General features: G+C 64.4%; 10 protein-coding genes. 6 read left to right on the plus strand and 4 right to left on the minus strand.

The window, feature by feature from the left end; all coding sequences use genetic code 11:
- Positions 1 to 53: 53 nt before the first annotated feature.
- From hflX to M0639_RS13025, 3 genes are read left to right on the plus strand one after another with little or no spacing between them, the layout of a single operon-like run.
- Positions 54 to 1,529 (plus strand): GTPase HflX, encoded by a 1,476-nt coding sequence (gene hflX, locus M0639_RS13015; protein ID WP_003942213.1) that lies wholly within the window; start codon positions 54 to 56, stop codon positions 1,527 to 1,529.
- Between the two features lie 10 nt (positions 1,530 to 1,539).
- Positions 1,540 to 2,529: a hypothetical protein gene (locus M0639_RS13020; protein ID WP_232319096.1), complete on the plus strand. Its 990-nt coding sequence runs from the start codon at positions 1,540 to 1,542 to the stop codon at positions 2,527 to 2,529.
- 55 nt (positions 2,530 to 2,584) lie between these two features.
- On the plus strand, positions 2,585 to 3,910 hold the full coding sequence (locus tag M0639_RS13025) for an alpha/beta hydrolase (protein ID WP_231915020.1): 1,326 nt from the start codon (positions 2,585 to 2,587) through the stop codon (positions 3,908 to 3,910).
- 39 nt (positions 3,911 to 3,949) lie between these two features.
- Here the strand turns inward: M0639_RS13025 and M0639_RS13030 are convergent, their stop codons facing one another.
- The 4 genes from M0639_RS13030 to M0639_RS13045 form a co-directional block, all read right to left on the minus strand.
- Positions 3,950 to 4,207 (minus strand): HPr family phosphocarrier protein, encoded by a 258-nt coding sequence (locus M0639_RS13030; protein WP_003942144.1) that lies wholly within the window; start codon positions 4,205 to 4,207, stop codon positions 3,950 to 3,952.
- A 97-nt stretch (positions 4,208 to 4,304) separates the two neighbouring features.
- Positions 4,305 to 6,374, minus strand: a complete 2,070-nt coding sequence (locus tag M0639_RS13035) for a PTS fructose transporter subunit IIABC (protein WP_064075597.1) — start codon at positions 6,372 to 6,374, stop codon at positions 4,305 to 4,307.
- An 18-nt stretch (positions 6,375 to 6,392) separates the two neighbouring features.
- Entirely contained in the window at positions 6,393 to 7,388 is a 996-nt protein-coding gene (locus tag M0639_RS13040; protein ID WP_064075596.1) for a 1-phosphofructokinase family hexose kinase, read from the minus strand.
- Positions 7,385 to 8,152, minus strand: coding sequence for a DeoR/GlpR family DNA-binding transcription regulator (locus tag M0639_RS13045; protein WP_064075595.1), 768 nt, complete (start codon positions 8,150 to 8,152; stop codon positions 7,385 to 7,387). The genes M0639_RS13040 and M0639_RS13045 overlap by 4 nt, the downstream gene beginning before the upstream one ends.
- 191 nt (positions 8,153 to 8,343) lie before the next feature.
- On the opposite strand from M0639_RS13045, the gene M0639_RS13050 reads away from it, so the two are divergent.
- The 3 genes from M0639_RS13050 to M0639_RS13060 all read left to right on the plus strand — a co-directional run bounded on the left by M0639_RS13050 (position 8,344) and on the right by M0639_RS13060 (position 12,705).
- On the plus strand, positions 8,344 to 10,017 hold the full coding sequence (locus M0639_RS13050) for a putative PEP-binding protein (RefSeq protein ID WP_050655800.1): 1,674 nt from the start codon (positions 8,344 to 8,346) through the stop codon (positions 10,015 to 10,017).
- Between the two features lie 75 nt (positions 10,018 to 10,092).
- Entirely contained in the window at positions 10,093 to 11,373 is a 1,281-nt protein-coding gene (locus M0639_RS13055) for a uracil-xanthine permease family protein (protein WP_020907537.1), read from the plus strand.
- A gap of 189 nt (positions 11,374 to 11,562) precedes the next feature.
- A complete protein-coding gene (locus M0639_RS13060) occupies positions 11,563 to 12,705 on the plus strand; it encodes an acyl-CoA dehydrogenase family protein (protein WP_007735194.1) in 1,143 nt (380 codons plus the stop codon).
- The last annotated feature ends 26 nt before the right edge of the window (positions 12,706 to 12,731 follow it).

Consider the following 12,731-nt stretch of genomic DNA (forward strand, 5'->3'; position numbering starts at 1 on the left):
TGCAGGAAATACGGATGCACCGTGGCCAGGTTTCGTGGGACCATGGATCTTGTATGACGAACACACATGAAAACGAAGAGTCCACCGCTCACGAGCAGTCCGAGTACGCGCAAGCCGAATACACGGCAGCGTCCGCATCGGGCAACCCGTCGACCGGTGAGATGCAACTCGCAGATCGCGGCGCCCTGCGCCGCGTGGCCGGTCTGTCGACCGAGCTCGAGGACGTCACCGAAGTCGAGTACCGCCAGCTTCGACTCGAAAGAGTTGTCCTGGTCGGCGTCTGGACGCAGGGAACTGCCGAGCAGGCCGAGGCGAGCATGACCGAGTTGGCCGCACTTGCCGAGACGGCCGGCTCCGAGGTCCTCGAAGGACTGGTTCAGCGCCGCGACAAACCTGACGCTGCCACCTACATCGGTTCCGGCAAGGCGCAGGAACTGCGCGAAGTAGTCCTGGCGACCGGCGCCGACACCGTCGTCTGCGACGGTGAGCTGACGCCGGCGCAGCTCACGGCGCTGGAGAAGATCGTCAAGGTCAAGGTCATCGACCGGACAGCTCTCATTCTCGACATCTTTGCTCAGCACGCCACTTCGCGTGAGGGTAAGGCGCAGGTCGCTTTTGCTCAGATGGAGTACATGCTCCCGCGTCTGCGTGGTTGGGGCGAGTCGATGTCGCGCCAGGCCGGTGGCCGTGCCGGCAGTAACGGCGGTGTGGGCCTGCGTGGTCCCGGTGAGACGAAAATCGAGACGGACCGCCGCCGTATTCGTGAGCGCATGGCAAAACTACGCCGCGAGATCAAGGGCATGAAGGCCGCTCGCGACACCAAGCGCACACGTCGATTGCAGAGCGACATCCCGTCGATCGCCATCGTCGGATACACCAACGCGGGCAAATCGAGTCTGCTCAATTCGCTCACCGGATCGGGTGTGCTCGTGGAGAACGCGTTGTTCGCCACCTTGGACCCGACCACTCGCCGCGCAGCACTCGACGACGGCCGCGAGTACGTTCTCACCGACACGGTCGGCTTCGTGCGACACCTGCCGACTCAGTTGGTCGAGGCATTCCGCTCGACTCTCGAGGAAGTGACCGACGCAGATCTGCTGCTGCACGTCGTCGACGGTTCGGATCCGTTGCCGACAGAACAGATCAAGGCTGTGCGGGAAGTCGTCACCGATGTTCTGCGCGAGACGGATTCGAAGGCTCCGCCGGAGTTGATCGTGGTCAACAAGATCGACGCGGCAGATCCGGTTACGTTGACGCAACTACGTGGTCTGTTGCCTGGTGCCGTGTTCGTCTCGGCGCGTACGGGTGAGGGAATCGCCGAACTAAGAGCACATCTCAGCGAGGTGCTGGTTCGGCCGGAGGTCGAGGTCGACGTGCTGGTGCCGTACACGCGCGGTGACTTGATGGCTCGAATCCACTCGGACGGAACGATTTTGGAATCGACTCACGAAGAGGCGGGAACGCGGGTGCACGCACGTGTGCCACAGATGTTGGCCTCGGCATTGGTCGAGTACGCACCGAGTGCGTAGTTTCGGGGCCGTGGTCGCGGTGATTGCTGCGACTACGGCAACCGCACTGCTTCCCGGAGCGCTCGCACAGGCGTCGTCGTTCGAACCGAGCGAGTTCGCCCCACTCTGTACGCCTACCGATCCTGCGCTCCAGGAGTTGTCGGGGATGGTCGTCGTCGACGATCGGATCTACGCGATGGGCGACGGCGGCAGTGACGACTTCGTATTCGAAATGGACCTGAACTGTGTTGTCCAGAAACAGATTCCGGTCCCGATAGATCCTTACGACGTCGAAGATCTTGCGGTGAGTGGGCGAACGCTCGTTCTGTCGGACACCGGTGACAACCTCCGGACCCGCGAAACAGTGGCGTTCATCACGATGGACCTCGATTCCGGTGACGGTACGTTGCACCGCCTCACGTACCCGGACGGTGCGCACGACACCGAGTCGATACTGCTCGACCCCGACGGCCACGTTTTTGTCGTGACCAAGGAATTGTTCGGCGAGAGCAGTGTCTACACACCGATCGGGGATCAGAAACTGAGTGACTTGGCGCAGCCCGGCCCGACGCCGCTCGAGCGCGTCGGAGCCGTGTCCCTCGGACCGGAGAAGCCCGTGTCGGTGATGTTCACCGGGGGAGCGGTGTCGTCGGACGGTTCGGCGATCGCACTTCGGAGTTACTCCGACCTGTACCTGTACGAAGTCGTGGACGGCGGAATCGGCGCGACGCTCACCGGTACCGAACCGCTGCGGATCCCGCTCCCGAAGGAGCCTCAGGGTGAGGCGGTGGCATTCAACGATGCGGGCGATGTTCTGATCGGTTCGGAATCTGCCGGCGGAGCGTTGCCTCCGGTGTACGTGATGCGAGCGCTCGTGGACGCGACAGAAGCGACGGCTGACTCGTCTGCCGGTTCGGTCGGTGTCGGGGTCGATCCGTGGACATTCGTGTGGGCCGGGTTGGTCGCGGCAGGATGTGCGATCGGGGGCGCGGCATTCGTGAGATTTCGACGACGCCGCTGATTCCCGATAATTCCACGAATTCGCAGACCGACGGTAGATGTGGATACTGGAACGAATGCACGGGCATCAACTCCTGACGCGGCTCTCGCGTATGTCACTCGAGCACGGACACATCACCGCAGCGCTGCTCGTGGGTTCCGTCATCGTCGGCGTCGGCACGTTGCTTCTGCTTCGGTGGTTGCCGCGTAGGGCCGCGTTGGTCGCGCTAGGTCTGTCAGTGCTCGGATCAGCCACCGGTGCGACGTTCGTGTGGCTCAGCTTTCGGCCGCTGCCCGCGCAGCTACCGGCGTCGAATTTTGTCTGGATAGCGCTGGCGATGTTCGGAGTCATCGGCGCCGCACTCGTTCTCCTTCGGCGCCCAGGGCTTGCGCGTGGCCTTTCGGTGACGGCATTCGCCGGGCTGGCCGCGATCGTCGCAGTAGGTCAGGTCAACGCGCAGACCGGCACCTATCCCACACTCGGCTCACTGGTCGGGCACTGGCCGGTGGGCTCGGTCGAGAACGTTGCCTTCGATTCGCTCCCCGGGGCCGAACCTTGGGTTCAACGGGGACTGCCCACCGAAACTCATTGGCAGGTTCCGGTGCGGATGCCGAGCAACGGTGTCGTGACGGAAGCGGCGATTCCAGGAAACGTTTCGGGATTCGACGCGAGGCCTGCGACGCTGTATCTCCCGCCGGCCTATCTTGCCGATCCGCGTGCCGAGTTGCCCGTACTGGTGTTGGTGGCGGGTGAGCCCGGCAGCCCCAGCGACTGGCTGGACAGTGGCCGGCTCGCGACCACCGTCGACGCCTATGCGTCGAGGCATTTCGGGCTTGCTCCCGTCGTGGTGGTGCCCGACGCGTTGGGGGACTACGACGCCAACCCCGGCTGCATGGATTCTGCCCTCGGCAACGTCGCGACGTATCTGGACCAGGACGTCCCGAACTGGATCGAATCGAACCTTCAAGTGAATCCGGACGCTGCGCAATGGGCTATCGGTGGGTTCTCCTACGGCGGGACATGCGCGATCGAGATGGCCGTGAACTTCCCGGACCGATACCCGTCGTTCCTGGACTTCTCCGGGCAGGACGAACCGTCGACCGGTGATCACGAGGACACCGTGGCGGCCATGTTCGACGGTGACGAAAGCGCGTTCGACGCGGTCAACGCCCGAGACCTGATGGCGCAGAATCGGTATCCGCAGTTGTCGGGTGTATTTGTCGCGGGTGAGGACGACGACATCTACCGCCCTCAGCAGGAGATCATGTTCGAGGCTGCACGCGCCGCCGACATGAACGTGGACTACTACACCCTTCCCGGCGGGCACTCGGGTGATGTGTGGGGCACTGCTCTGGAACTCGAAATGGACTGGCTGGGCCGGACACTCGCACTGACTCCGTGAGAGTGTCCGGCCCGCTACACAGCACCGACTGACATCGGGTCAGGCGTCGAGATCAGCGGCTACCAGCTCGGCGACCTTGGCGAGTGCGTCGGCGTCGTCGGACTCGATGGTTACTTCGGTGTCCTTGGCGGCTCCGAGCGTCATGATCATCAGTGCCGACCCTGCATCCACCGGTTCGCCGTCGGCGACTGCGAGGGTGACCGTGGCGCCGGAGGCTCCGACTGCTTCGGCGATGAGAGCGGCGGGGCGGGCGTGGAGGCCGACTGCGGAACCGACGGCAACTGTCTTGCTGGGCATGGGATCTCCTCGTTGTAGAACTGTCGTTGCGGACGTTATGGGGTGTTCGGGCAGATCTGGTGACTCAGGTGGTGACTGCAGTGTTGCCTGCTGTCGATCATGCCGCAGCGGGCACGATTTCGGGGTCGAGTTCGGCATCGGACGGCCCCTTGCGGAAGAACTCCTTGGCTCCGACGACGGCGAGCGCAGCTACCACGGTTCCCGCGGCGAGCGAGACCAGGAACCAGCCGATTCCGCCGACTGCGAAGAAGACGAAGATGCCGCCGTGCGGGGCGCTGAGAGTGACGTCGAAAGCCATGATCAGCGCGCCGGTGACCGCGCCGCCCGCCATCATCGAGGGGATCACGCGAAGCGGGTCGGCAGCGGCGAACGGAATCGCGCCCTCGGAGATGAATGCCGAACCCAGCAACCAGGCAGCCTTTCCGTTCTCCCGTTCGGCTTCGCTGAAGAGCTTGGGACGCAGCACCGTCGAGGCAAGTGCCATGGCAAGCGGCGGAACCATACCGGCAGCCATGACAGCCGCCATGATGCGCAAAGTGGCCGGGTCGTTGACGTTGAGTCCGGCGACGGCGAAGGCGTAAGCCGCCTTGTTGACCGGTCCACCGAGGTCGAAGCACATCATCAGGCCGAGAATGATGCCGAGGAAGATGGCCGAGCTGCCGGACAGTCCGTTGAGCCAGTCGGTGAGACCGGAGGTGATCGCGGCGAGCGGACGCCCGAGGACGATGAACATCAGTGCTCCGACGACCAGCGTCGCGAACAGCGGAATGATCACCACCGGCATCAGGCCTCGCAGCCACTGCGGGACGGCGATCCGGCCGATGTAGAGCGCGACGACACCGGCGATGAGACCACCGACCAAGCCGCCGATGAAACCGGCACCGACGAACACGGCGACCGCGCCGGCTGTGAAGCCGGGAGCGATGCCAGGCCGGTCGGCGATGGCGAAGGCGATGTAGCCGGCCAAGGCGGGCACCAGGAAGCTGAATGCCAAGGAACCGATCTGGAACAGCACTGCGCCGAGATAGGTGGCCAGACCACCGTCGGGAAGGTTGGTGATCGAGTTGTTGAGAACGATGTCCTTGGCCGGACCGGAGATCTCGTATCCGCCGAGCAGGAAGCCGAGTGCGATCAGCAGACCGCCGGCCGCGACGAACGGGATCATGTAGCTGACACCGGTCAAGAGGACCTGACGGAGGTGGGTGCCGAACCCTACGGAACCGGCATCGGAATCCGCGGCCGCTGCGGCGGTGCCGTCAACGGTGGCGGCGGCGGGATTCTCGGAGGCGCGCAACGCTTCTGCGAGCATCTTGTCCGGCTCGTTGATTGCCCGCTTCACACCGGAAGCGACGACGGGCTTACCGGCGAATCGTTCGCGGCCCTTCACTCCGACGTCGGTGGCGAAGATGACCGCGGCGGCTCCCGCGATCACCGAAGGGTCAAGGGGGGTGCTTCCGCTCGAACCTTGCGTTTCGACGTGCACCTTGACGCCGGCGCGTTCACCCGCGGCGACGAGTGAGTCCGCCGCCATGTAGGTGTGAGCGATTCCGGTCGGGCAGGCGGTGACCGCGACGATGTGACGCTCCGCGGGCGCTGGTGCCGGGGTCTCCTCGGTAGCGTGTTTCCCGGTGGAAACAGGTGCCGGGGGTGTCGCTGCCGCAGCATTTGCTGCAGGATCCTTCGGTGCGGGATTGAGTACCTCGTCGACCAGTCTCACGATCTCGTCCGGCGTCGACGCTTCACGAAGTGACGTGACGAACGCGGGCCTGACGAGTGCTCGGGCCAAGGAGGAGAGCAGCTTCATGTGCTCGGCCCCGGCGCCTTCGGGTGCCGCGATCAGGAAGACCAGATCGGCGGGGCCGTCGGGTGCACCGAAGTCGACCTTCGGATCGAGTCGAGCAAACCCCAGGGACGCGGACGAGACAGCCTCGGCGCGGCAGTGGGGAATTGCGATTCCGCCGGGCAGTCCGGTCGCGGACTGCGCTTCGCGAGCGAGTGCGGCATCGACCAGTCCCGCGGCGTCGCTCGCCCGTCCCGCTGCAGTCAATCGCGCTGCGAGAGAACGAATGACATCTTCCTTGGTCGAACCCAGGTCGGTGTCGAGTGAGATCAGTTCGGGACTGATGATCTCCGGGCCGGAACTGCCGGCTGCGGTGGTATCGGACATGTCAGGTTCCTTAGGGCGTCAGGCGAGTTCGGTGGGGACGGGGATGGGAGAGGCGGCATCTGCTGCAGATACCGAAACCGCTGCCAGATCGATCTGTTCGGGTGTGGGAAGGGTTGTGCCGGGAAGGGAGGCAGCGGCGCTTCCGTAGGCGACCGCGTGACGTAGCCGCTCGGATTCCGAGCCGCCGCCCGCTTCGGCGAGGATGTAGCCGGCCAGCGACGAATCGCCTGCGCCGACGGTACTGACTGCGACAATCGGGGGAGCGGTGGCGATCCACGCGCCGTCGGACGTGACGAGGACGGCACCGGCTGCGCCGAGTGTGGCGAGCACACTGCCGACGCCGCGATCGACCAATCGCTGTGCCGCCGTGATCGCAGGCCCGGGATCACCGTTCTCGGCAGCACGTTCGAGGACGTGGCCGTCGACGCCGGTCAGTTGCGCGAGTTCCTCGCCGTTGGGTTTGAGCAGATCAGGTGCCGAGCCGGGGAAGCCTTCGGCGAGTGCCGTCAGTGGGGCGTCCGAGGTGTCGACCGCCACCTTGCACGGGTGATCGCGCAGCGCGGCGACCAGTTCGCCGTACCACCCCAGCGGAACGCCGGGAGGCAGTGAGCCGGACAGCGCGAACCACAGTGCGGTATCGGCGCGGGCGATCAACTCCTGTGCCAGGGCGTCGAGCGTCGAACCGGACAGCGTTGCGCCCGGTTCGTTGATCTTCGTCGTGGTCCCGTCCGGTTCCGCGATGGTGATGTTGGTGCGAGCCGGACCCGTTGTGGCGACGCCGATGTGGGGAATCCCACCGGTTGCGAGCGCCGAGAGCAGAGGGTCACCACCGTTTCCCGGCAGCACCGCGAGCACGTCGAGGTCGGCTGCGGCGAGAACACGCGCCACGTTGACCCCCTTGCCGCCGGGGTCGCTGCGAGTGGAGTGGGCGCGTAGGACGGAGCCTCGTTCGAGCCGTTGCTCGAGTTGTACGGTCCGATCGATACTCGGGTTGGCTGTCAGTGTGACGATCATGCGATCACCACCTCGATTCCGTGGTCGTGGAACTCGGATGTGTCTGTGGGACTGATCTCTTCGTCGGTGATGAGGACGTCGATGCTGTCGAGTGGTGCGAAGCTGATCAAGTGCTCGCGGCCGACTTTGCTGGAATCGGCCACCACGACAACGTGATTGGCGGCCTTGACCATCCCTCGTTTGACGGCGGCCTCTTCGCTGTCCGGGGTGGAGAGTCCGTGCCCGACGCTGATCGCGTTGGTTCCGACGAAGGCGACGTCGACCCGCAACGTGCTCAGCAGGCGTAGAGCGTCCTCGCCGACCGCGGCTTGCGTCACCCCGCGTACTCGTCCGCCGAGCAGGATCAGGGAAATCGAGTTCATCGATGCCAGTCGTGCGCCGATCGGCACGGAATTGGTCACGGCCGTGAAGTCGTTCTCGGTCGGTAGTTCGGGGATCATGCGGCCCGTGGTCGTGCCCGCGTCGAAGATGACGCTGCCGCCGGTAGGAGGGAGATAGGTGACCGCGCAGCGGGCGATCCGGTCCTTCTGTTGCGCGCGGGTCTGATCGCGTTCCGCCATGCCCGGTTCGGTCACGTGGAGGGATCCGGTCGGAACGGCGCCGCCGTGTACACGCCTGATCTGTCCGATCCGCTCGAGGAAGGCCAGGTCGCGACGCACGGTCTCGGTGGTCACACCGAAGGTCTCCGACAGCGCCGCCACGGACATGCGTCCGCGCTGCGACACCATGGTGCCGATCGCTTGTTGGCGTTCTTCCGCGTACACGTGCTCTCCGATTCCGAAATGTGATCCGACGGTGCGTTGTGGATCACAGTGAATGTTGCTTTATGTTGTTTTACGCCCGAGTGTGTTGACATGTCAAGACTTGGGAGTAATCTTCGTCACAACGAAGGTGAGGGCTTTACGCGCTCGAGGTGATCCGGTGTGACACCGGGCCCATCGCTCAAGGAGGACAGATGACCGAACAGCTCAACCGAATCACCGTGCACGGCACCCCCGTCGTGCCCGGAATTGCCTACGGCCCGGCTATCTGGCCGTCCAGCCGACCAGAACTCGTCACCGATGCGCCCGCACTCGACGAGGCCGATCGAGAGGCCGCTGCAGACGCCTTCGTCGCAGCAGCGAAGGCTGTCGAGAACCGCCTTCTCGGACGGGCTGCCGAAGCCACAGGCGCGGCCGCCGAGGTCTTGCAGGCCAACGCAGCGATGGCAGCCGATCGCGGCTGGATCGGGGCGGCAAAGAAGTCGATCGCCGGCGGAGTGCCCCCGGTGCAGGCTGCGATCGCGGCGACGGAGCAGTTCGTGGTGCTGTTCACCAAGGTCGGCGGTGTGATGGCCGAGCGCGTCACCGATCTCGAGGACATCCGCGACCGCGTGATCGCCGAACTCTCCGGATTGCCCGAACCCGGAGTTCCGATGCCCGAGACGCCGTCGGTGCTGTGCGCGGACGATCTGGCTCCTGCGGACACCGCGGGCCTCGATGCAACCAAGATCATCGGACTCGTGACCATCTTCGGCGGCCCGACCAGCCACACGGCAATCATCGCGAGGCAGTTGGGCATCCCGTGCATCGTGGCCGCGAAGGAACTGGAATCCATCGCGGCCGGAACACCGATTCTGATCGACGGAACCACCGGCGACGTGATCGCGGAGCCCGATCCCGAGCAGGCGCGCGAACTGGTCGAACAATCCCGGATCGATCGTGAACGCGTCAGCACGTGGACCGGACCAGGCCGGACGTCGGACGGCCGGCCGGTAGACGTCCTCGCCAACGTTCAAGACGGCGCCGGCGCTCGGGCCGCGGCGCTGACCGCAGCGGGAGGCATCGGGCTCTTCCGGACCGAACTCTGCTTCCTCGGCCGTGAGACCGAACCGACCGTAGACGAGCAGGCGGCGATCTACGCCGAAGTTCTCGAGGCCTTCGCAGGCAAGAAGGTCATCATTCGCACGTTGGACGCGGGTTCGGACAAGCCGCTCAAATTCGCCAACCATCAAGAGGAAGCGAATCCGGCCCTCGGCGTTCGTGGGGTCCGAATCGCCTGGCAGGACATGGGAATTCTCGACCGCCAGCTCGACGCGATCGCGGCAGCCGCGGCGTCGACCAACTCGTCGCCGTGGGTCATGGCACCGATGATCGCCACCCCGGCCGAGGCGAAACGTTTTGCCGATGCGGTGCGGGCACGCGATCTTGTTCCCGGTGTGATGGTGGAGATCCCGGCGGCGGCGCTGTTGGCCGACCAGATTCTCGAACACGTCGAATTCCTCTCGATCGGTACCAACGACCTCGCTCAGTACACGATGGCCGCTGATCGGATGTCCTCCGAACTCGCCGACCTGACCGATCCGTGGCAGCCCGCGGTGCTCGCCCTTGTCGCACGTACGGCCCAGGCCGGTCAGGCGGCAGGCAAGCGCGTCGGCGTCTGCGGTGAAGCGGCCGCCGATCCACTGTTGGCGTGTGTTCTGGCCGGACTCGGAGTTTCCTCGCTGTCGTGCGCTGCGGCGTCGGTCGCGGGTGTGGGAGCGAAGGTCGGGTCAGTCACCATGGCGCAATGTGAGGCGGCTGCGGCGGCGGTGCTGGCAACCGGTGATCCGGTGGCAGCGCGCAAAGCGGCGGCCGACGCAATCAGCTGAACTGGTTTCGTTGGTCTCGGTCGGAGACCGAGCGCCTGACCTCTAGTATTTCGACCTGTGATCGAACGAGAAACAATGACCGGGGCCGGCGGAATCGGCTGGACTGTCCACGGAGACGGCAAGCGGATCGCCGACGGAGCCGTCGTGGCGCCGGACGAACGACTGAGTTGGCCGCGCACCATCGGAATCGGGATGCAACACGTCATCGCGATGTTCGGAGCGACACTGCTCGTTCCGACCATCACCGGCTTCCCCGTCACGACGACGCTGTTGTTCTCGGGTATCGGCACCGCGCTGTTCCTGCTCATCACCCGGGGCCGGATCCCGAGCTATCTCGGTTCGTCCTTCGCGTTCATCGCCCCGCTGACAGCGTCGGCAGGATCGGGCCCGGCCGCGCAGCTCGGTGCCGTCATGGCCGTCGGCATCGTGTTGATGTTGATCGGCGTCGCCGTACGTCTGATCGGCAGCCGGGTCATCGACGCCGTCATGCCGCCGGTAGTGACAGGCGCCGTCGTCGCGCTGATCGGTCTCAACCTCGCTCCGACGGCGGTCGGTTCCTTCGAATCGCAGCCGCTGATCGCCACGGTCACGCTCGTTTCGATCCTGCTGGTCACGGTCGTCGGTCCCGGGCTGCTCGGCCGGTTGGGCATTCTGGTCGGCGTCGTGATCGGCTGGGTCTTCGCCGCGGTCATCGGTGGTCTCGACAGTGAACGAGTGTCCGCTCTGCGCGAAGCCGACTGGTTCGGGCTGCCGAGTCTGCACGGACCGTCGTTCGACTGGTCGGTGATCGTGCTCGCGCTGCCCGTGGTGATCGTTCTGGTCGCCGAGAACGTCGGACATGTCAAGGCGGTGTCCGCCATGACGGGTAAGTCCCTCGATGATCTGGCCGGCAATGCGCTGTTTGCAGACGGTCTCGCCACGACCTTGGCGGGCGCCGGCGGCGGATCCGGAACCACCACGTATGCCGAGAACATCGGGGTCATGGCAGCGACGCGTGTGTACTCGACCGCGGCGTACTGGGTAGCGGCCGCCACCGCCGTGATCCTGGCATTTTCGCCCAAATTCGGTGCACTGGTCTTCACGGTTCCGAACGGCGTCATCGGCGGTGCGACGATGGTTCTCTACGGACTCATCGGCATTCTCGGTGTGCGCATCTGGATGGAAGCGAAGGTGGACTTCACCGATCCGGTCAACCTGACCGTCGCCGCTGCCGCACTGGTTGCCGGCATCGGGAACCTGACGCTGACCATTGGTTCGGTCGAGCTGGGCGGCATCGCTTGGGGGTCGATCGGCATCCTGGTCGCCTACCCGATCATGCGATACCTCGCCAAATTCCGTACTTCGAGTAACAGATAACCGCTACAGTCACGAATCGTGATCGTTCGGGTCATCGACGGGTATCGCAACAGGTTCTACCGTCGGAGGCAGTGACGTGGGCCCGCGAACTTCGGCGTGCCCAGTCTCAGCGAAAACATCCCGACCGGGTACATCGTCCCCACCGGGTACATCACTGAAGTGCCGTATATCGAATTGCAAGGAGTCGGCGTGGAGCGCACCCTGTTCGAACCGGAACATGAACTCTTCCGGGAGTCGTACCAGAAGTTCTTGGCACAGCACGTGGCACCGAACCACGAGAAGTGGGAAGAGCAGAACATCGTCGATCGTGACGTCTGGGTCGAGGCCGGAAAGCAGGGATTCCTGGGAACCGCGGTACCTGAGGAATTCGGCGGCGGCGGTGTCAAGGATTTCCGCTACAACGCGATCATCACCGAGGAAACCACCAAGGGTGGCTTCAGTGGTATCGGCTTCACGCTGCACAACGACGTGGTGGCGCCGTACCTCCTGGAGTTGACCAACGAGGAGCAGAAGCAGCGTTGGCTACCCGGATTCGCGTCGGGTGAGCTGATCTCGGCGATCGCGATGACCGAACCGGGTACCGGTAGCGACCTGCAGGGCATCAAGACGAAAGCAGTTCGCGACGGGGACCACTGGGTACTCAACGGTTCGAAGACCTTCATCACCAACGGAATCAACGCCGACATCATCATCGTTGTCGCGTGCACCGACCCGGACAAGGGTGCTCAGGGCTTCAGCCTCCTCGTGGTCGAGCGGGACATGCCCGGCTTCGAGCGAGGACGCAATCTCGACAAGATCGGCATGAAGGCTCAGGACACCGCCGAACTCAGCTTCACCGACGTACGCGTTCCCGCTGCCAACCTGCTGGGCGAAGAGGGAATGGGCTTCTTCTACTTGATGAAGAACCTTCCCCAGGAACGACTCTCGATCGCCGTCGTTGCTGCCGCCGCAATGGAATCGGTTCTCGAGAGCACGATCCAGTACTGCCGTGACCGCAAGGCATTCGGCAAGTCGATCGGCAGCTTCCAGAACACCCGATTCGTACTGGCCGAATTGGCAACAGAGACCACGGCAGTGCGCATCCTGGTGGACAAGTTCATCGAGCAGCTCAATGCCGAGAAGCTGACCGTGCAGGAAGCTGCGATGGCGAAGTGGTGGACCACCGAAGCTCAGGTCAAGCTCATCGACCGCTGCCTCCAGCTGCACGGAGGCTACGGCTACATGAAGGAATACCCGGTTGCCAAGGCGTACATGGACTCTCGTGTGCAGACCATCTACGGTGGCACAACCGAGATCATGAAGGAGATCATCGGACGCTCGTTGAACCTCTGATTCGGGTGATGGACCGCTGATCGTCA

This window comes from Rhodococcus qingshengii JCM 15477, from assembly GCF_023221595.1.
GTDB classification, from domain to species: domain Bacteria; phylum Actinomycetota; class Actinomycetes; order Mycobacteriales; family Mycobacteriaceae; genus Rhodococcus_F; species Rhodococcus_F qingshengii.